This is a genomic window from Streptomyces sp. NBC_00448 (genome assembly GCF_036014115.1).
GTDB lineage: Bacteria > Actinomycetota > Actinomycetes > Streptomycetales > Streptomycetaceae > Actinacidiphila.
In genome coordinates, this window is sequence record NZ_CP107913.1 from 9,222,184 (window position 1) to 9,240,711 (window position 18,528).

The 18,528-nt window shown below is 73.6% G+C and carries 18 protein-coding genes; 8 read left to right on the forward strand and 10 right to left on the reverse strand.

The window, feature by feature from the left end; all coding sequences use genetic code 11:
• Positions 1–378: 378 nt before the first annotated feature.
• Positions 379–1,893, reverse strand: coding sequence for a coagulation factor 5/8 type domain-containing protein (locus OG370_RS39545; RefSeq protein ID WP_328473056.1), 1,515 nt, complete (start codon positions 1,891–1,893; stop codon positions 379–381).
• Between the two features lie 489 nt (positions 1,894–2,382).
• Complete coding sequence (locus tag OG370_RS39550) at positions 2,383–2,652, reverse strand: hypothetical protein (RefSeq protein WP_328473058.1); 270 nt, start codon at positions 2,650–2,652, stop codon at positions 2,383–2,385.
• 229 nt (positions 2,653–2,881) lie between these two features.
• On the opposite strand from OG370_RS39550, the gene OG370_RS39555 reads away from it, so the two are divergent.
• On the forward strand, positions 2,882–3,373 hold the full coding sequence (locus tag OG370_RS39555) for a GNAT family N-acetyltransferase (RefSeq protein ID WP_328473062.1): 492 nt from the start codon (positions 2,882–2,884) through the stop codon (positions 3,371–3,373).
• Between the two features lie 332 nt (positions 3,374–3,705).
• On the opposite strand, the gene OG370_RS39560 is transcribed toward OG370_RS39555, so the two are convergent.
• Positions 3,706–4,587 carry an SDR family oxidoreductase gene (locus tag OG370_RS39560; RefSeq protein ID WP_328473064.1) on the reverse strand — a complete coding sequence of 294 codons (882 nt, stop codon included), beginning with the start codon at positions 4,585–4,587 and terminating at the stop codon, positions 3,706–3,708.
• 88 nt (positions 4,588–4,675) lie between these two features.
• On the opposite strand from OG370_RS39560, the gene OG370_RS39565 reads away from it, so the two are divergent.
• Positions 4,676–5,254: a TetR/AcrR family transcriptional regulator gene (locus OG370_RS39565; RefSeq protein WP_328473066.1), complete on the forward strand. Its 579-nt coding sequence runs from the start codon at positions 4,676–4,678 to the stop codon at positions 5,252–5,254.
• 115 nt (positions 5,255–5,369) lie between these two features.
• On the opposite strand, the gene OG370_RS39570 is transcribed toward OG370_RS39565, so the two are convergent.
• The gene (locus OG370_RS39570; protein ID WP_328473068.1) at positions 5,370–5,816 is read right to left on the reverse strand and encodes a winged helix-turn-helix transcriptional regulator; all 447 of its coding nucleotides are present in this window, start codon (positions 5,814–5,816) and stop codon (positions 5,370–5,372) included.
• 117 nt (positions 5,817–5,933) lie between these two features.
• On the opposite strand from OG370_RS39570, the gene OG370_RS39575 reads away from it, so the two are divergent.
• Positions 5,934–7,223: an MFS transporter gene (locus OG370_RS39575; RefSeq protein ID WP_443060931.1), complete on the forward strand. Its 1,290-nt coding sequence runs from the start codon at positions 5,934–5,936 to the stop codon at positions 7,221–7,223.
• On the opposite strand, the gene OG370_RS39580 is transcribed toward OG370_RS39575, so the two are convergent.
• The gene (locus tag OG370_RS39580; RefSeq protein WP_328473072.1) at positions 7,162–9,087 is read right to left on the reverse strand and encodes a GAF domain-containing SpoIIE family protein phosphatase; all 1,926 of its coding nucleotides are present in this window, start codon (positions 9,085–9,087) and stop codon (positions 7,162–7,164) included. The genes OG370_RS39575 and OG370_RS39580 overlap by 62 nt on opposite strands.
• Positions 9,088–9,347: 260 nt before the next feature.
• Between OG370_RS39580 and OG370_RS39585 the strand changes: the two genes are divergently transcribed.
• A complete protein-coding gene (locus OG370_RS39585) occupies positions 9,348–10,001 on the forward strand; it encodes a uracil-DNA glycosylase (protein ID WP_328473074.1) in 654 nt (217 codons plus the stop codon).
• A gap of 71 nt (positions 10,002–10,072) precedes the next feature.
• Complete coding sequence (locus OG370_RS39590; protein ID WP_328474842.1) at positions 10,073–11,158, forward strand: protein kinase family protein; 1,086 nt, start codon at positions 10,073–10,075, stop codon at positions 11,156–11,158.
• Between the two features lie 143 nt (positions 11,159–11,301).
• On the opposite strand, the gene OG370_RS39595 is transcribed toward OG370_RS39590, so the two are convergent.
• Positions 11,302–12,147, reverse strand: a complete 846-nt coding sequence (locus tag OG370_RS39595; protein WP_328473076.1) for a GH25 family lysozyme — start codon at positions 12,145–12,147, stop codon at positions 11,302–11,304.
• Positions 12,148–12,592: 445 nt separating this feature from the next.
• The gene (locus tag OG370_RS39600) at positions 12,593–13,027 is read right to left on the reverse strand and encodes an NUDIX domain-containing protein (RefSeq protein ID WP_328473078.1); all 435 of its coding nucleotides are present in this window, start codon (positions 13,025–13,027) and stop codon (positions 12,593–12,595) included.
• A 94-nt stretch (positions 13,028–13,121) separates the two neighbouring features.
• Between OG370_RS39600 and OG370_RS39605 the strand changes: the two genes are divergently transcribed.
• Complete coding sequence (locus tag OG370_RS39605) at positions 13,122–13,658, forward strand: CbrC family protein (protein ID WP_328473080.1); 537 nt, start codon at positions 13,122–13,124, stop codon at positions 13,656–13,658.
• A 20-nt stretch (positions 13,659–13,678) separates the two neighbouring features.
• On the opposite strand, the gene OG370_RS39610 is transcribed toward OG370_RS39605, so the two are convergent.
• Together OG370_RS39610 and OG370_RS39615 are read right to left on the reverse strand one after the other, a co-directional pair.
• A complete protein-coding gene (locus tag OG370_RS39610; RefSeq protein WP_328473082.1) occupies positions 13,679–14,203 on the reverse strand; it encodes an AAA family ATPase in 525 nt (174 codons plus the stop codon).
• A 73-nt stretch (positions 14,204–14,276) separates the two neighbouring features.
• Entirely contained in the window at positions 14,277–15,257 is a 981-nt protein-coding gene (locus tag OG370_RS39615) for a ribonuclease BN (RefSeq protein WP_328473084.1), read from the reverse strand.
• 188 nt (positions 15,258–15,445) lie between these two features.
• On the opposite strand from OG370_RS39615, the gene OG370_RS39620 reads away from it, so the two are divergent.
• Positions 15,446–16,039 carry an NADPH-dependent FMN reductase gene (locus tag OG370_RS39620; protein WP_328473086.1) on the forward strand — a complete coding sequence of 198 codons (594 nt, stop codon included), beginning with the start codon at positions 15,446–15,448 and terminating at the stop codon, positions 16,037–16,039.
• 72 nt (positions 16,040–16,111) lie between these two features.
• On the forward strand, positions 16,112–16,543 hold the full coding sequence (locus OG370_RS39625; protein WP_328473089.1) for a winged helix-turn-helix transcriptional regulator: 432 nt from the start codon (positions 16,112–16,114) through the stop codon (positions 16,541–16,543).
• Positions 16,544–16,571: 28 nt separating this feature from the next.
• Here OG370_RS39625 and OG370_RS39630 read toward each other — a convergent pair whose 3' ends face one another.
• A complete protein-coding gene (locus OG370_RS39630) occupies positions 16,572–18,290 on the reverse strand; it encodes a GDSL-type esterase/lipase family protein (RefSeq protein WP_328473091.1) in 1,719 nt (572 codons plus the stop codon).
• Positions 18,291–18,528 lie beyond the last annotated feature (238 nt).

Below are 18,528 nucleotides of genomic sequence, written 5' to 3' on the forward strand. Positions count from 1 at the left end.
CGATCGCCTGCCGGAGAACCCTTCGCATCATGGGAAGTTCGGATCGTCGGAACAGCGGCTTGTCGAAATGCCGGCGCTTCAGAACATCCGATCGTCGCAACGACGGCTCGTCGGAACGGCAGACCGTCGGAACGTCAGATCGTCGGTACGGGCGGAGCGCCGTCACGTCCGGCCGCCCGAACCGCGGGCGCGGCCTTCGCCGTACAACCGTGAGGGGGCCGTGGCCCACCCGGGCAACGGCCCCCTCACCCCCATGGGCCACGTGTCAACGCGCCGGGCACCTCACCAGGTTCACCGGCGCGGGTGCCGGTGCCCGGGTGGGCCACGGCACCGTTGATCACGTGGTCGATCACATCGGCCCGTCCGGCGGGCCGCCGGTCAGCCGGTACCCGTGAGCGAGCGCCCACCCTCGCCGTTCCACGCCACGCCGGACGTCCGGAAACGCGCCACGAACAGGCCGGTGGCCCGCACGTCGTCGCCGTTGACCACCACGTCGGCCGCCGCGCCGCCGGTGACCCGGTCCTCGCCGGCGCCGGGTCCGGCGCGCCACACCCGGACGTGGTCGAGCAGCACATGGTCGCTGTTCACGACGAGCGCGGTGGCCGCCCGGCCGGCGTCGCCGATCCGGAAGCACACGTCCTGCACGGACGCCGGGTCGCGCGGGTCGCTGCGTCCGCCCCGCCGGGCGCCGATCTCCAGCAGCACGATCGCGTCGGCCGCGTCCGCGTCGGCCGCGTCCGCGTCGGCCGCGTCCGCGTCGAACCGTAGCCCCGCGATCCGCACCCTGCGCGCGTCCGCGACCGTCATCGACACCACGCCCTGGCGCGGGGTGAGCGTCACATGGCCGAGCCCCAGCACCACCGTGCCGGCCCACTTGACCTTGAGGGTGTCGCCCAGTTCGTAGCAGCCGGGCGTCAGCAGCAGGTGACGTCCTTGCGACAGCTCCTTGTTGAGGGTGCGCACCGAGTCGGAGGGCCGGGCCACGAAGAACCGGTCGATCGGCACCGACGAGCCCGGGGTGCTGCCGCCGGCCCAGCTCGCGCCGACCGCGCCGTGCCGCAGCGCCGGCAGGAACACCCGGTACCGGCCACCCTCGTCGACGTAGAGGAACGGCTTCTCGCGACTGAGCGGGCCGCCCGGCGGCGTGACCTGCGGAGTCGTGCCCAGCGTGTGCGGCGGGCCGGGGGAGGTCGGCGCGGGCGCTCCCTCGACGCCGGCGAAGACCTGCCGCCCGGCCGGGTCCGTCCAGCCGCCGACCCGGCTGTCCCGGGTGAGCGAGCACTGCCGCGCGGTGTCGAGCACCTCCCCGTCCACCACCGAGTCGGCGATGAACCCGTCATCGGAGGCGCCGCCCGGCCCCGGGCAGAGCAGGAGCCGGCCGCGGACGTGCACCCGGCGCAGCGGCGCGGCGGGGGAGACCTCCCACCGCTGGGTGCCGCCGGCGGGCAGGATCGCGAGGTTCTCCGCGGCGCGCCACGAGTCGGTGGCCGCGCGGTCGCCGCAGCCCGGCCCGCGCTGGTCCGCGGCCCGCACCGTGCCGTCGATCGTCACGTCGTCCGGGTGCGCGCCGAGGCCGGCCACGGACGTGCGGGGCCCGAGCCGTACGTCCACGGCGTAGCGGCCCGGCCTGAACAGCAAGGCGCTCCGGCCGCCGCCGACCGCGGCCGCGTCCAGGGCGGCCTGGACCTGCCCGACCGGCGTGTCCGGGCCGAAGACCTTCACGTGCGGGCCGAAGTCCGGCTCCGCGGGCGGCGACTGGCGGGCGTACGGGGGCCGCTGCCCGCTGCGGTCGCGCGCGGACCCCGGCGGGGGCGCCGGTGTGGAAGCGGGCGCGGACGCGGAAGTGGCGGCGCCGGTCACCGGTACGGCGCCGGGCAGGGCCGCGGTGGTCATGAACGTACGGCGGCCGAGCGTGTCCCCGACCAGGGTGTCCGTCCCGCCCCCGGGTCTGTGCGCGGCTGCCGGGGCTTCACTTCCTGCGGCCCTGCTTGATGACATACGTACGACCTACCTCTGTCCGGACGGCCCGGCGGCACCGCGACGCCCGGGCGGTGTGCGCGGGCGGGCGGGGGCGCTTGTGCGCGAGCGGTGAGCCCCGCTGTGAGAGCGCTCTCTGGGACGTACCTTGGAGGGCCGGGGGCGCCGTGTCAAGGCGTTGAGAGAGCGCTCTCCCCGATCCGCGGCAACCGGCGGCCTCTGGTGCGGGTGGGGTGGGTGAGGTCACGGGCCGGTGACGGTCCGGTCAAGGGCCGGGGGTGGGGCGGGGCGTTGCCGGGTGGGGGTGTTGCGGCGGGCGACGGTGCGGTGGCCGGGCAGGGCCGGGCCGTTGCCGGGGCCGGAGTGCCGAGGGGGCGGGGCCCGTCGGGGATCGGCGGCCGGGGGTCAGGGGGTCTGGTCGGGGCTGTGGTGGGGCGCCCGGCGCGGGGCGCGCGCGTCCCAGGTCATCTGCTTCAGCTCCATCCGCGCGGCGGGCGCCGTGCCGGGGAGGGTGGCCCAGTAGGGGTGGGCGCTGATGCGGACGGAGAGCCGGACCAGGCGCCGGCGCAGCACCGTGGTGCGCGAGCCCGCGCCCGCGCTCGCCGCCAACTCGCGGTAAGTGGTGTACCAGTCGCGCTGGGCCTGGACGAGTTCGTCGGGAAAGGAGTGGGGCATGGCTGGATTCTGGCACATGTTCGAACGACTGTGCGATTAGGGTGGTGGACCGGGTGTCGGGCGACCGCTGCGGCCTCCGGGCGTCAGGGCGCGTACGGCTGGGTCGTACGGTCGCGGCGCGGCCGGTCGGTACGCTCGCCCACGGCGACGCGCGGCCGGTCCGACCACGCTTGCTCGGGCGCCTGGGCCATGGGGTCCGGCGCCGACGATCACTTGCCGGGAGGGCTCGATGGACGTGGTGCTGCGTGCGGTGGAGGACGGTGATCTGCCCGTCTTCTTCGCGCAGATGACGGACCCCGAGGGGGTGTGGATGGCGGCGTTCACCTCCGAGGACCCGGCGGACCGCGGCCGGTTCGAGGCCCACTGGGAGCGAATCCGCCGGGACCCGGCGGTCGTCACCCGGACGGTGGTCGGTGCGGGTGGCGAAGTCGTCGGGCACGCGGGCGCGTTCGGGCCGCCGGAGGAGCGCGAGGTGACCTACTGGATCGGCCGGGAGCACTGGGGTCGCGGGGTGGCCACCGCCGCGCTGCGCGCACTGCTCGCCGAGGTGCCGGAACGCCCCCTGCACGCACGCGCGGCCGCGGACAACGCCGGCTCGATCCGGGTGCTGGAGAAGTGCGGGTTCGTGGTCACCGGCACCGAACGGGGTTACGCGAACGCGCGGAGCGCCGAGATCGACGAGGTCGTCCTCGCCCTGCGGGCCTCCTCCGAAGGAGCCTGACCCGGCGGCGCCGTCAGCGCGACGCGTCACGACCGCCGAGCCCGATCGGCACCGGTCAACGCCCTTGACGGCGTGGTCGACCAGCGTGTGCGCCTCGGCATCCTCGCCGTCGACCACCAGGCGCGCCGGGTCGGGTTCGGCTTCCTGCGCAAGGCGCTCGCCCTCACCCCTGCCGGTGGCCGCGCCCTCCGGGCGAAGTCACCCGACCCGCCCGGCTCGTCCACCGGATCGAACACGGCGATTCGGCCCCGGGGCCCTGGCGGGGGCGCCGGGGGCCGCGCCGTCGGGCGGGCTGGTGGACGAGCCGGGCGGTCCCCTCGAACCGGCGTGGTTCAGGGCTGAATGGTCTCCAGGTCCTCGAGGAGGCCGGAGTGGGTCGGCTGCCAGCCGAGCGCCTCGCGGGTGTGGGCGCTGGACGCCGGCTGGTCCATGGCGAAGATCGGGCCGAACGGGCCGAAGTTCTCCTGCGGAACCTCCTCGACCGGCAGGCCCAGTCGCCGCCCGATGACTGCGGCGATGTCCCGCACCGCGTCTCCCTCGTCGCCGACGGCGTGCCAGGACGTCCCGGCCGGCGCGGACTCGAGGGCCAGGCGGAACAGGACCGCCGCGTCGAGCGCGTGCACGGCCGGCCAGCGCTGGGTGCCGTCGCCCGGGTAGCCGGCCACCCCGGTGCGGCGCGCCTGATCGGCCAGCAGGCCGGCGAATCCGCCCTTGCCCTCGTTGTGGACCGTGCGGGGCATGCGGACGGCCGTGCCGCGCACACCGCGCGAGGCGAGGTCCAGCAGTGCGTTGACCGAACGGCCTCGACCGCCCACCGGGCCGTCGGTCGGCAGCGGATCGGCCTCGACGGAGGCGCGTCCCGGCACCCAGGGCGTGCCGGAGACCGTGACGATCGGGCGGTCGCTCCCGACGAGTTCCTGCCCCAGCGTGGCGAGAGCGGCGCTCTCCTCGGCGATGGCCCGGGTGAGCGCGTCCGGACTGCCGTAGTCACGTCCGAACGCCAGGCTGATCACGCCGTCGCATTGCGCCGCGCCGGACCGCAGGGTGTCGAGGTCGGCCAGGTCGCCGCGCAGCGCCTTGGCGCCGGCGCGCTCAAGGGCCTGCGCGGAACTGTCCGAGCGGGCCAGTGCGAGGACGGTGTGGCCGTTGCCGAGCAGTTCGGCGACGACGGCGGAGCCGATGGTGCCGGTACCGCCGGTGACGAAGACATGCATGAGCTCTCCCTGGAAGTGATGGGACAATTGTCCCATCACTGACCCTACATGGTGATAGGACAGGTGTCTCATCACCTATCCTGGTCTCATGGCCAGATGGCAACCGGGAGCGGACCAACGACTCGTCGTCGCGGCGGTCGACCTGTTCACCGAGCAGGGGTACGACGCCACCACGGTGGCGCAGATCGCCGAGCGCGCCGGCGTCACCAAGAGCACCTTCTTCCGGTACTTCTCCGACAAACGCGAGCTGCTGGTCGCCGGCCAGGAGACGCTCGGCAGGCTGCTCGCCGACGGCATCACCGAGGCCCCCGTGAGCGCCGGCCCGCTCCAGGCGGTGGCGGCCGGTCTCGAGCGCGCATCGGGCGCCATGGGTCCGGCGAACCGCGAACTCGGCCCCCGCCTCAAAGCGGCCGTGGCGGCCAGCACCGAACTGCAGGAGCGCGACGCCCTCAAGAGCGTCGGTCTCGCGGCCGCCATGACGGCCGCGCTCGTCGCCCGCGGCGTCCCCGAGCCGACCGCGCACCTCGCGGCCGAGCTGGGAGTCCTCGCGTTCAAGCGGGGATACGCCCAGTGGTCCGAAGGTGAGCGTGACGACACGGAAGGGCTCGCGCCGCATGCGCTGGCGGCCTTGGAGGACCTGCGTGCGGCAGCCACGTCGCTGGGCTGATCGATGCCGCTCGGCTGCCGTGACGTGCGCGCCGTTCGCGGGCGTCCTTGCGTGCGCCCCGCAGGCGTCCGTCCGTTGAGCACCCTTCGGCCGCCGGGGTCGCCGGGTGGGGCGGTCAGTCGAGTTTGCGGACCGTGGTGTCGTCGGGGGTGAGGCGCCGTCCGTCCGCGGCGTGGACCTCCAGGGCGCGCAAGGGGCGGCCCTGCCGGCGGTCGAGAAGCTCGGAGTGGGGCTCGCCCGGGGCGAAGAGGTTCTGCTCGCCCCACTGCCGCAGGGCGACGACGACGGGGAAGAGGCCCCGGCCCTTCGGGGTCAGTACGTACTCGTGGTAGGCGCTGCCGTCCGACGCGGGGGCGGTGTCGAGGACGCCGGCGGCGACCAGGGCGCGCAGGCGCGCGGTGAGGATGTTCTTCGCCACGCCGAGGCTGCGCTGGAACTCCCCGAAGCGGCGGCTGCCGTCGAAGGCGTCCCGCACGATCAGCAGCGACCACCAGTCGCCGATGGCGTCCACCGACCGCGCGACGGGGCAGTCGCTGTCGTCGAAGCGGGTCCGCTCCACCATGGCGAGCCCTCCTCCTCATGTCCGGTTGCAACATGCTACCAGCTACGGCTACCGTCCGTCTGGTAGCAAGATGAAACCGGATGTGAGGGGCTGCGCGTGGGACGCGATCACAGGGCCATGGCGGGCGAGGCCGAAACCGCGATCGATACCGAGATCGAAGCCGAGGTCTCGGCTGGGGGTACAGGCGCAGGCACGGAAACGCGCGCGGCACCGAGCACGGAGACGTCCGGGTTCAGGCTCTCCAGAGGGCTCACCCTGCTCTTCGCCGTGGCCTGCGGCACCGCGGTGGCCAACGTCTACTTCGCCCAGCCGCTCCTGGTGACGCTCGGCCGCGAATTCTCGATCGGCACGGCGACGGTCGGCGCGATCGTGACGCTGACCCAAGTCGGCTACGGGCTCGGGCTGTTCTTCCTGGTGCCGCTGGGTGACCTGCTCGACCGCAGACGCCTCGTCGTGGCCCAACTCCTGCTGCTGGCAGCGGCGTTGACCGCTGTCGGCACCGCCGGGAACGCGGCGCTGCTGCTGGTGGGCCTCACCTCCGTGGGGCTGCTCGCGGTGGTCACCCAGACGCTGGTGGCCTTCGCCACGTCGCTGGCCGCGCCTGAGGAGCGCGGCAAGGTCGTCGGCCTGGTGACCAGCGGCGTGGTCACCGGCATCCTGTTCGCCCGCTCCGTCTCCGGCCTGCTGGCCGACCTCGCCGGCTGGCGCTCGGTGTACCTCTGCTCGGCGGCCCTCACCGGCCTGCTCGCCCTGACCCTCCACCGCCTGCTGCCGTCCCGGAACAAGGTTGTGTCGAGTGCCGTCGGGTACGGTCAACTGCTGCGCTCCACCGTTCAGTTGTTCGCGCGCGAGCGCCTTCTACGGGTACGGGCCCTGCTCGCCCTGCTGATCTTCGCCGCCTTCAGCACGCTGTGGAGCAGCGTCGCGCTGCCACTCAGCGCACCCCCGCTCTCCTTGTCCCACACCGCGATCGGGGCGTTCGGGCTGGCCGGGGCCGCGGGCGCCCTCGCCGCCACCGGCGCCGGCCGGCTCAACGACCGCGGCCACTCCCGGCGCACCACCGGCATCGGGCTGGCCCTGCTCACCGTCTCCTGGCTGCCCCTGGCCTTCACCCGGCACTCGCTGTGGGCGCTGGCCGTCGGCGTGATCGTCCTCGACCTCGCCGTCCAGGCGGTGCACGTCACCAACCAGACGCTGATCTACGCGCTGCACCCGGAGGCGGGGAGCCGGCTGATCGGCGGCTACATGGTCTTCTACTCGATCGGCAGCGCCTCGGGCGCCGTCGCCGCGACCACGCTCTACGCGGCGGCGGGCTGGACGGCCGTGTGCGCGCTGGGCGCGGGGATCAGCCTGCTCGCGTTCCTGCTGTGGGCGGCGCTGCCTGAGCGGCCGGGCGCAGCGCCATGAGCACGATGTCGTCGCTGTTGTGGGGACCGGAGACCTCGCGGGTGAGGCGGGAGAGGAGTTCCGGGAGCGGCAGCCCGCGGTGGGCGAGCAGCGCGGCCGCCGCACGGGCGATGCCGTCGTCGATGCTCGCCCGGCGCTGCTCGACCAGACCGTCGGTGTACAGCAGCAGGGTCGAGCCGGGGTCGAGGCGTACGTGCTGGTCGGCGCGGTCGGGCGGGGTGAGGGCGTGGTGGAAGAGCGCGTCGTGGACGGTCAGCTCCTCGACCCGGCCGTCCGCGTGCAGCAGCAGCGGCGGCGGGTGGCCCGCGTTGGTCCAGCTGACATGCCAGGACGGGCCCTGCCGGCGCAGGTGCGCGTGGACCAGGGTGCCGCCGGCCTCCAGCGGCAGGTGCGCCACCGCCCGTTCCAGGGCCGCCACGACCGCGGCGGGGCCCTGCCCGGGGTGGTCGAGCGCGGCCTGGCGCAGCATGCTGCGGACCTGGCCCATGATGGCGGCGGCGTGGATGTCGTGGCCGGTGATGTCGCCGACGGTGATCGCGAGGGTGCCGCCGGCGGCCACCGCGAGGGCCGCCGCGTCCGGACCGGGCCCGGACGCGGCGGAGGAAAGGGGCTCGGACAGGGACGCGAGCGCCTGCGGGGGCACGTTCAGGGGGATCGCGTCGTACCAGTCGCCGCCGACCATCTCCCCGGAGACCGCCGGCAGGTAGACCGCCGCCATGTCCAGGCCGTCCACCTCGGGCAGGGTGGTGAGCATGGCCTGCTGGAGCTGGTGGGCGACATCGATCCGCTCGTCCAGGAACACCGCGCGTTCCACCGCCTGGGCGGTGTAGCCGGCCACCGCGCTCAGCGCCGCGTACTCGGTCAGGTCGGTGCGGTGCGGCTCGGCCCAGCCCGTCACCAGCACGCCCAGTGGCCCGCGTACGGCGGGCAGCGGCACGCACACCGCGGACTGGAGCCCCAGCGAGTCGTAGGCGGCGACGGCCTCGGCGCTGTACCGCTCGACGAGGTGGGCGCGGTCGGGCACGGTCACGGTGCGCCGCTCCCGCAACGCCCGCGCGGTGGGGAACGCGTCCTGCGGGCCGTACCGTTCGAACAGGGCCTCCACGGCGTGCGCGGTGTCGGGGTCGGGGACCCGGCGCAGCTCCCCCTCGTCGAGGAGCACCAGGCCCACGTAGCTGGGCTTGAGCAGCCCGGAGACCAGTTCGCGCACCTTGCGGCGCACGTCGAGCAGGCTGACGGTGCCGGTCAGCTCCTCGGCCGCGCGCAGTTGCAGTTCCGCGCCGGCCAGCACCTGCTCGGCCGCCCGGCGGGCCTCGTCCGCGGCCGCGCGGGCCTCCTCGCCCTGGCGGTTGGCGATCCGCAGCCGCAGCTCCGCCGAGCACGCCTCGGCCAGGTCGGAGAGGTCCTGGACCTCCCGCCCGGTCCACTCGCGGACCACGGAGTCGATCGCGCACAGCGACCCCAGGACGGTGCCCCTGGCGTCGGTGAGCGGCATGCCGGCGTAGGCGACCACGCCCATGTCGGGGATGGCCAGGCTGTCGCGGGTCAGGTCGTCCGCCCGCACGTCGGCCAGCACCAGTGGCTCCCGCGACGCCACCACGTACTGGCACAGCGAGTGCGTCAGCGGTGTCTCCCGGCGGCTCGCCCACGGATCGCCGAGCCCCACCATGCCGGGGAAGACCTGCCGCTCGGGCTCCAGCAGGGACACCAGGGCGACGGGCACGTCCAGCAGGCGCGCGACCATCCGCGCGAAGCGGTCCATGTCCGGGTCCGACCGGGCGGTCAGTCCCGCCTCGGCCAGCCCGCGCAGCCGGGCCTGCTCGCGCTCCGGCGCCTCGCGCCCACCACCCGGACCAGCAGCCAAAACCGGCCCTCCCACGTCATCCGAGTCCTGCCCGAAGCGGCCGTCGGGCCGACGGCGCAACGTATCAGCATCCTAAGCAGCCCGCGCGCTCCCCGCCTGCCAGCCCGCCGTACCCGGGGCCCGCGGAGGCGATACGGTGCGGGGGTGGCAGGCGGGGAGCGCGCGGGGTACCGAGCGGCGGGCGGTCGGGGTCAGGCTTCGGGCGCCAGGACCGGTACGGGTACGGGTACGGATACGGACAGGGCTACGGGGTGGTCGCGGTGAGCGGGGTCGACACGGCGCGGTTCTGGTCGCTGCTGCGGCAACTGCCCGCACCCGACGACGCGGAGTTCCTCTACGGCGCGGACGAGGCGGGCCGGCTGCGGACGGACAACCTGCGCCGCTACCTGGAGTTGATCGCCCGGAGCCGGCCCGGCGTCATGCTGATCGGCGAGGCGCCCGGCTACCGCGGCCACACGATCAGCGGCATCTCGTTCACGAGCGTCCGCCAGCTCACCGCCCGGCCCGGGCCGATCACGGGGGACCCGGACGGCGACGGCTTCCGGGTGCCGCGGGACCCGGCGTTCGGCTGGGAGGCGTCCTCGGCGGTGGTGTGGGGCGCGATGGCCTCGTGGCGCGGAGCGCTGCCGCTGTTCTGGCCGATCTACCCGCACCACCCGCACGAGCCGGGGCGCCCGGAGAGCAACCGCACCCCGCGCGCGGCCGAGGTCGCCGCGGGCGCTCCGGTCGCGCTCGCCCTCGCCGAGGCGTTCGCGATCACCACGTTCGTCGCCGTCGGCCGCAAGGCCGAGGCCGCGCTCGCCCGCAACGGCGTGCCCGCCGTCGCCGTACGCCACCCCGCCCAGGGCGGCGCCCGCATCTTCGCCCGCCAACTCGCCGAGCTGAACGCCTCGTTGACCGGTCGGACGCGGTAAGCAGTGAGCTGCGCAGCTATTGCGGAAGTGAGGTCGGTGTCCTGGTGGAGACCGCAGCGAAGTACCCCGACATGGCGCGCGGTGCGCGGCTGACCGCGTACAGCGCCGTTTCCACGGCCCTGGCCCTGCGCAGTGATCGCGCCCTGCTCGACCTCGTGGACGCGGCCGTGCCGATCGGTTCCGGCATCGGCGGGACATCGGCCCTGATGGAGGTGGCCGGAACCCCGGTGTTCGTGAAGCGGGTGCCCCTCACCGACCTGGAGTTGCGACCCGAGCACGTCCGGTCCACGGCGAACATGTTCGAGCTGCCCGACTTCTGCCACTACGGCGTCGGCCTCATCGGCAGCCCGGGCTTCGGGGCCTGGCGGGAACTCGCCGTGCACACCATGACGACCAACTGGGTGCTCGCGGCGGAGTACGAGGGCTTCCCGCTGATGTACCACTGGCGGGTGCTGCCCGACTCCGCGCCCCCGCCCGAGGACCTGGCCGACGCCGAACGGGCCGTCGCCTACTGGGGCGGCGGACCGCAGGTGCGCCACCGGATCGAGGCCCGGCAGCGGCACCCGGCGAGCGTCGCGCTGTTCCTGGAGTACATCCCGCAGAACCTGCACCAGTGGATGGGCGGCCAGGTCGAAGCGGGAGAGCAGGCCACCGACCGGGCCTGCGCCATGGTGGAGCGCGAACTGGCCGCCGGCATCTCGTTCATGAACAGCCGCGGACTCCTGCACTTCGACGTGCACTTCGAGAACATCCTCACCGACGGCCATCGCCTCTACTTCGCGGACTACGGCCTCGCCCTCTCCTCCGGCTTCGAACTGTCCCCGGACGAGGCCGACTTCTTCGACCGACACCAGAGCTACGACCGCGACTACGCCGCCACCTACATGGAGAACTGGCTGGTCACCGCCCTGTACGGATTCCAGCGGGGTGACCGGACGGGCCGCTACGCACTCGTGCGCTCCTACGCGGAGGGCAAGCGCCCCACCGCCGTCCCGCCGAGGGCCGCCGCGCTCCTGACCCGGCACGCCCCGATCGCCGCGGTGCTGTCCGACTTCTACATCCGCTTCCAGGAGGACAGCAGGCAGACCCCCTACCCGCTGGACGCCGTCCGCCGCCTCGGCGGGACGGGACCGCTCGCCTGGGCGGGACACCCGTAGGTTCAGGCCCGTGCCAACGCGCAGGCCGGGGCGGCCTGTTCGCGTGGCGCCCCGAACGCGCCCGGACGACATGAGGACGCGCCCGGACCGCGACGCCGACGTGGGCGGTTCGCCGTCCGGGCGCGGGGCCCCGAACTACCCGGTCAGGGCGTGTTGTTGGCCAGTGCCAGCAGCCGCGAGCTGTCGGCGCTGAACCGGTCGCGGTCCACCGCGCCCGAGATGCCGCTGATCGAACCGGAGTCGCTGTACTGCCAGAACGTCCAGAACGGGAAGCCGCTCGGGATGGTGGGGCTCGACCCGGTCGTCCAGTACGCCACGTTCAGCGGGCTCCTGGCGGACATGCCGGTCCAGCCGCCGGTGCAGCTGTTCCACCAGCTCGCGCTGGTGTAGATGACGACGTCGCGGCTCGTCTTCGCCTTGTAGGTGTTGTAGAAGTCGAGAATCCACGACTGCATCGAGGCCGCCGACAGGCCGTAGCAGCCGCCCTCCAGGTCCAGCATCCCGGGCAGCGTCAGGTTGTCCGCCGACCAGGCGCCGCCGTGGGTGGCGAAGTAGGTGGCCTGCGCCGCGCCGCTGGAGAGGTCCGGGTGCGCGAAGTGGTAGGCACCCCGGATCACCTTGGCGTTGTAGGCGTTGAGGTAGTTGGCGCTGAAGTTGGGGTCGGTGTACGTGGTGCCCTCGGTGGCCTTGATGTAGGCGAACTGGATGCCCGCGGCCTTCACCGAGGACCAGTTGATCGACCCCTGGTAGTGCGAGACGTCGATCCCCTCGGGGTACGCCGCGGCCGGGGACATGATGCCCTGGGCGTTGAGCTGGAGGTGCTGCGGGTCCGGCTTGAAGTCCTTGCTGTCCTGGACGTAGCCGACGCCCATGTAGCCGTGGCCGAGCGGGATGGTGCTGCCCGACGGCGCGGGCGCGGCGGCGGCCGGGCCCGTCGTCGACATCGTCGCGGCCAGCGCCAGGCCGGCGGTGAGGACGGCGGCTGTCATCAGTCTCCGCGGCACAGCCCGGGCGTTGCGGTTTCGGGAGAACAAGGCTTTCCTCCAGGCACGTTGGGGTGGGGGGAGCGTGCGGGTGCGTGGTGAGCTCGTGCTCGTCCGAGGAGCGGGTCTACTCGCGTAGCCCTGGCCTCACAGGTGACCGCGGGAGATCGCCGGTCGGGGTGGTGTGGTGCGGGTGAGGTGCTCGTGGTGAACGCGCCACGAGTGACGCATGAACGACCCTGTCGCGTAAAGGGGTTGGGGAAATCCTCTGTGGTCCAGTCCAGTTGGCCGGTCGCGGAGCTGCGGTGATGGGGCGCGGGCGTCGGCAACTTTCAGCGGCGTGAAAGTCCGCTCGTACAGGCGTTTGCCGCGCGCTCATGTGACGGCAACTCCGCGGGCGCCGAACGGACGTGCGCCCGGCGCCGCCGCCCGGATCGCCCGGCGCCGCCGATCAGGCGAGCATGCGCAGAGCGTCCGCGGTGGCCGGGGAGAGCCGCGGACCCGACGGCGCGGCCAGCTCGGACAGCGGTATCCAGCGGGCCGCGCTGGTGGAGCCGTCCTGCTCGATGACGGTGAGCGGGCCCGGCGCCAGGCGGACGAGGTGGAAGAGCCCGACCAGGTGCCAGCTCACGCCGAGCCGGTGCGCGGCGTACGTCCGGGCCTCCAGCAGGCGGGCGTCGAGCAGTTCGAGGCCGGTCTCCTCCCGCAGCTCCCGGGCGAGCGCCTCGGCCGGCTGCTCGCCGGGGTCGATGCCGCCGCCGGGCAGATGCCACGACCCGGGCTCGAACACCGGTGAGGCGTCGGAGAGCCGGGTGAGCAGCAGTTGCTCGTCGGCGCGGGCGATCGCGTAGGCCGACACGCGGGTGCGTACGGGCTGCTCCGGCACGGCTTCCCTCCAGGGTGGCTCGGGACGACGGGACCCCCATTCGATCATGCGGCCGGCGTGCGCGCCGCGCGGGGGAGCCGGTACGGTCACGCCCGTGACGGAGCCGCTGCCCGACTTCCCCTACCACCCCGACCCCGTGGCGACCGGCTCGGTCGCCGCCGCGGAGCGGACCTGCGTCTGCTGCGGGCGGGCCCGCGGGTACCTCTACCGCGGTCCGGTCCACGCCGAGGCCGACCTGGCCGGCCGGATCTGCCCCTGGTGCGTGGCGGACGGCAGCGCCGCGCGCCGGTACGACGCCCACTTCATCGGCGACCCGATCGGCGACGAGGTGCCGCTGGAGGTCCTGCTGAGGGTGGACCGCCACACGCCCGGGTACAGCGCGTGGCAGGACCCCCGCTGGTACTTCCACTGCGGCGACGGTGCCGCGTTCCTCGGCGCAGTCGGCGCGGCCGAACTCGCCGCGTACCCGGACGCGTTGGCCTTCCTGCGCGGTGAGATCGCGAGCTGGGGCTGGGCCGTCGCGGACATCGCGAGATACCTCGCCGCGCTGCACCGCGACGGACAGCCGACCGCGTACCTCTTCCGCTGCCGCGTGTGCGGCGCCCACCTCGCCCACTCCGATTTCACGTAGCGCGGGCGCCGGCGTCTTCGTCAGGTGAAGGAGGGCCAACGGTCGGTGGACCAGGCGTGCCAGGTGGGCCAAGGGGTGGGGGGAGCGTCGAGGTCGTGTCCGGTGAGTTCGGCGGGAGTGGGTTCTTGGAAGGCGGCTCGCCAGCGGAGGATGTCCGCTTCGGTCATGGGGAAGGTTTCGTCCGGGGTGGTCGCCTGGCGGTGGGCGATCCGGGCGCGTTGGGTGTCGAGGTCCACCGGCGCGTACACGAGGTGGCAGGTGGCGCCCGCGGACCTCGCCAGCCAGCGGATCGCGGACCGCTCGTCGCGCGACCAGCAGCCGAAGTCCAGGATCACGTGGGCGCCCAGCCGCAGCGCCTGCAGGGCGAGGGAGAGCAGCCGTCCCTCCAGCACGTCGCGCTTGCCGCCCGCGTCGGAATCGCCGAAGAGCGGGATCATCCACTCGTCGGGCGTCAGCCGCAGCGCGCCGTGCTGTGCGGCCAGCTCCCGGGCCCGCGTGGTCTTGCCGGCTCCGGGCAGGCCGACGGTCAGGAACAACAGGGTCACACCGGGATCGTTCAGGGAGACCGGGGCGGAGGACAACCGCTTTCTCCGGGCGGGTACGGACTCGGGTGCGGGTTCAGGTGCGCCGGTGCGCCTCGGACGGGCTCTGGGCCGAGGCCGGGCGCGGCACGGCGGGGAGGAAACGGGAGAGCGGGGGCTCGGTGGCCAGGACGGCGCCCGCGGTGATGGTGAAGGTCAGGGTGACGCAGATCGCGATCAGCCAGGACAGGAGGGTGAAGACCGAGCCGAGCGGGCCGTAGGTGGCGAGGCTGCGGTTGAGCGCGATCGGCATGTAGACGCGGGCCGTGACCGAGAGCGCGGTCATCGCGGCGGCGGTGAGGACCGCGCCCGGCAGCAGGGGCAGCCAGGGCAGGCGGGCGCCGAGCAGGAGGTGCTGGGTCCACCACCAGACCGCGAGGTCGGCGAGGAAGATCAGCGGCACCCCGAGCCACGGCCCGGCGCCGAGCCCGTCGCGCAGCGGCCCCTGCAGGACGAGCACCGCCACCCAGGCCACGATCCAGGCGAACCAGCGCCACACCACCACCCGCGCCGCCGAGCGCGGCAGCAGCCAGGCGCGCTCGCAGACCCGGGCCATCGCCCGGCTGCTGGCGGTCGCGGCCAGCAGCGCGACCAGCGCACCGATCGCCCCGGTGGTCTGCCGCTCGGTGTCGGTGTCGGTGCTGCCCGGGCGGTAGAGCTGTTCGAGCTGCCGCTGGGCGCTTCCGTTCAGTCCGAAGAGGTCCTGCGCGGAGTCGAGGATGTGGGTGCGGACGGACTGCGGGGTGAAGGCGGCCGCCACGAACATGAACGGCACGGCAGTGAGGAAGAGCTGCGCCGCCAGGCGGGTGGCCGCGTCCAGCAGGTTCACCGACAGCAGGCGCGCGGTCAGCTCGGTCAGTACGGGGAAGCGCTGCTCGGCCGCCCGGCGCGCGGCCAGCGTCCGCACCCGCAACGCCGCCCAGTGCCCGCGCCGGCGCCCGCCCTCGCGCGCCCGCGCCCGCCGGGACCCGCCGCCCTTGCGGTCCGGCTCGCCCGGAGGCGGGGCCGTGGTGGCCATGGCTACCTCCGGCACGTGGGGGGACGCACTGAGGGAATTATGCGATGAATGCGGCATCCACGCCGTTCGGGGCAGGCCGGGGCAGCGCGAGGAATTCACTAAGGTATCCTTAGTGCGCTGGGCGGATCGGCCCGGCGTACCGCTGGAACCGCGGAAACACCGAAACGCAGCACGCAGAAGGAGACGCGATGTCGAAGCTCGGGATCATTGTGGCGAGCACCAGGCCGGGACGGCTGGGTCTGCCGATCGCCCAGTGGTTCGAGGGGGAGGCGCGTACGCACGGCGGCTTCGACGAGATCGACCTGATCGACCTCGCCGAGATCGCGCTGCCCTTCATGAACGAGCCGAACCACCCGCGGCTCGGCCAGTACACCCACCAGCACACCCGCGACTGGAGCGCCCGGGTCGCCGGCGTGGACGCGCTGGTCTTCGTGATGCCGGAGTACAACTACGGCTACAACGCCGAGCTGAAGAACGCCATCGACTACCTGCACAACGAGTGGCTCTACAAGCCGGTCGGCTTCGTCAGCTACGGCGGGGTCTCCGCGGGCACCCGCGCGGTCCAGATGATCAAGCAGGTCGTGACCACCCTGAAGATGACGCCGGTCTTCGAGGGCGTCAGCATCCCCTTCGTCCGCCAGTTCATCGACGAGGAGGAGCAGGTGCAGCCGAACGAGACCATGCTCGCGTCGTCCAAGGCGATGCTGGACGAGCTGGTCAGGGTCGAGGCGGCGCTGCGCCCGCTGCGGCCCGCTCTGGCAGAATCCCGGCAGGGCGCGTAACACCGCACCGACAGCGCCGCGCGCGGGCCGCCCGCCCGCCCGCGGCGCGCACTACGGAGACGGGGGTCCCCGATGGCGTCCCAGGACCATGCGGCAGCGATCGAGATCCATCGGGTGTGCGAGCGGTTCCACGCCGCCATCGAGCTGATCGGGGGCCGGTGGACCGGCGCCATCCTGCGCGCCGTGTTCACCGGCCAGCACCGCTTCGCACACATCCGGGCGGCCGTGCCGGGGCTGAGCGACACCATGCTCGCCCAGCGGCTGCGCACCCTGGAGGAGCACGGCGTGCTCGAACGCCGGGCCGGGGCGAGCGGCCCGGCCCCGGTCGAGTACCACCTCACCGACAAGGGGCGGGAGTTGGAGCCGGTGCTGGAGGCGGTCATCGCCTGGTCGCACCGCTGGATTCCGCTCCCGCCGGCTACCGCGCCCGACTCGCCGCCCGCGCCGGCCCCTTCGTCCGGGCCCGACTCGCCTTCCGCGCAGGCCCCTTCGCCCGCGGGGTGACCCCGCCGCTCGCCCCGGCCTCGCCCGGCTACGACGTGATCAGGTCGAACTCCTCCCACGGCCCGATCGCCGTGCGGTTCGCGATCAGCGGCGCCGCGCCCGCGTCCTCCGCGGTCACGTAGTCGCCGTCGGCCTGCGCCAGCAGGCTGACGCTGCCGTCGCCGTTGTGCACCAGCTGGAAGGTCTCCCATCCGCCGACCGCCGTACGGTTGGCGATCAGCGGGTCGGCGCCCGCGTCGTCCGCGGTCACGATCAGCCCGTTCGCGTGCGCGCGCAGCGCGATGTCGCCGCCGCCCAGGTCGAGTTCGTCGAACTGCTCCCACGTCCCGATCGCCGTGGCGCTCGCGATCAGCGGTGCCGCACCGGCGTTGGCGGCCGTGACGTACTCGCCGTCGGCGTGCGACCGCAGGCTCACCACGTCTGCGGACGGCTGGCTGCCGGAGCCGTCGAAGAGCGACAGGTCGACGGCGTCGGCGATGGCCTGCAACCCGGCCTCGTTCGGGTGGAGATGGTCGCCCGCGTCGTACGACGGCAGGTAGCGCTCCGGGTTCGCCGGGTCGTGGGTCGCGGCGTCCTGGTCGACCACGGCGTCGCACCCGCTGCCCGCGCCGCGGATGAAGGCGTTGACCGCGTCGCGGGAGTCCTCGCCGGCCTGCGACCAGCCGCCCGACCCCTGGAACGGGGTGAGCGTCGAGCACAGGAAGGAGATGCCGGCCTGGTGCGCGCGCGAGATGAGCTGCTGGAGCGCGGCGATCAACTGGTCGCCGGTGGGCGGGTTCGCCACCCCGACATCGTTGATCGGGTCGTCGGAGAAGATCACCCAGCGCACTCCGGGCTGGCCGACCACGTCCCGGTCGAAGCGGTTGAGCGCGCTCTGCCCGGCGCCGTCGCTGAGCAGCTTGTTGCCGCTGATGCCCTGGTTGAGCACGCCGACCGTACGGCCGCTGTCCGACAGCCGCTGCGCGAGGTCGTTGGGCCAGCGGCGGTTGTCGTCCTGGGCTGAGGCCACCCCGTCGGTGATCGACGCGCCGAGCGTGACCACCGCGCCCGCGGCCGCGGTGTTCTGCACGTCAAGATTGGTCAGGAACGCGTAACTGCCGCTTGTCGAGGCTCCGTTGAGCGTCGCGTCGGCGCTTACGTCGCCGCCCGCCAGGTAGTTGGTCTGGGTGCCCTGCTGGTGGTAGGTCGCCGAGCCGGTCGCGTTCGGCAGGTAGAAGCTGACCGCCACGTCCGACAGCGCGGACACCGTGAACGCCACCGAGTCGCTGACCGCCGTGGCGCCCGCCGGGATCGTCACCGACGGCTGCCCGCCGAAGTCCACCACCCGATCCGTGCCGGTGTCCACCGACGAGCCCGAGGTGCGCCGCGCCACGTGCACGTCGGAAACGGTCAGCGGCGCCGACCCGAAGGCGTTGGAGATCCGGATACGGGCCGCGCTGCCGCCGATGCTGGTGTGCACGATCTGCCGGAGGGTCTGCTGGCCGTACGACGGGCCGCCGCTCTGCGGGGAGACCGACCAGCTCCCGGTCCAGCCTCCGGCGTCGGCGGCCGGAGCGGACGCGCGCGCGGGTGCGGACTGCGGTGCGGACCCGGATACGGGTGCGGCTGCAGGCTCGGATGCGGGCTCGGATGCGGTCGGCGTCGCTGCCGACGCGCCGGAGGACAGCGCCGGGACGAACAACCCGGCGGCGAGCAGGACGGCCGTGAGGACCGCCGCTCGCCGGCGGATCGGTACGCGTCGTTGCATGGGAACTCCTGAGGGGGGAGGAGCGGGCGGGATGCCTGCTCCGTGGAGGTGCGACGGCGGACGCCTGGACTGTAAGTCCGCGCCCTGGTCCACGCCAATCCCCTTGCGGGCGGCGAAAGTTCGGATGACTCGCGGACGGATGTCCCGTGTGGTGGCGAAATTCGGCCGACCGGCGCCCTGACATCGGATCTCTCGGCCACCGAGGTGGTGTGGTGACTCCGGTCACCACTTCGGCCGC

Bases quoted from the DNA above. Each gene is read 5' to 3' on its own strand.
- OG370_RS39625 (WP_328473089.1), top strand. From the start codon at position 16,112: ATGGCGTCCCAGGACCATGCGGCAGCGATCGAGATCCATCGGGTGTGC.
- OG370_RS39565 (WP_328473066.1), top strand. From the start codon at position 4,676: ATGGCCAGATGGCAACCGGGAGCGGACCAACGACTCGTCGTCGCGGCG.
- OG370_RS39560 (WP_328473064.1), bottom strand. From the start codon at position 4,587: ATGCATGTCTTCGTCACCGGCGGTACCGGCACCATCGGCTCCGCCGTC.
- OG370_RS39550 (WP_328473058.1), bottom strand. From the start codon at position 2,652: ATGCCCCACTCCTTTCCCGACGAACTCGTCCAGGCCCAGCGCGACTGG.
- OG370_RS39545 (WP_328473056.1), bottom strand. From the start codon at position 1,893: ATGACCACCGCGGCCCTGCCCGGCGCCGTACCGGTGACCGGCGCCGCC.
- OG370_RS39595 (WP_328473076.1), bottom strand. From the start codon at position 12,147: ATGACAGCCGCCGTCCTCACCGCCGGCCTGGCGCTGGCCGCGACGATG.
- OG370_RS39630 (WP_328473091.1), bottom strand. From the start codon at position 18,290: ATGCAACGACGCGTACCGATCCGCCGGCGAGCGGCGGTCCTCACGGCC.
- OG370_RS39570 (WP_328473068.1), bottom strand. From the start codon at position 5,816: ATGGTGGAGCGGACCCGCTTCGACGACAGCGACTGCCCCGTCGCGCGG.
- OG370_RS39555 (WP_328473062.1), top strand. From the start codon at position 2,882: ATGGACGTGGTGCTGCGTGCGGTGGAGGACGGTGATCTGCCCGTCTTC.
- OG370_RS39575 (WP_443060931.1), top strand. From the start codon at position 5,934: ATGGCGGGCGAGGCCGAAACCGCGATCGATACCGAGATCGAAGCCGAG.
- OG370_RS39620 (WP_328473086.1), top strand. From the start codon at position 15,446: ATGTCGAAGCTCGGGATCATTGTGGCGAGCACCAGGCCGGGACGGCTG.
- OG370_RS39590 (WP_328474842.1), top strand. From the start codon at position 10,073: ATGGCGCGCGGTGCGCGGCTGACCGCGTACAGCGCCGTTTCCACGGCC.
- OG370_RS39615 (WP_328473084.1), bottom strand. From the start codon at position 15,257: ATGGCCACCACGGCCCCGCCTCCGGGCGAGCCGGACCGCAAGGGCGGC.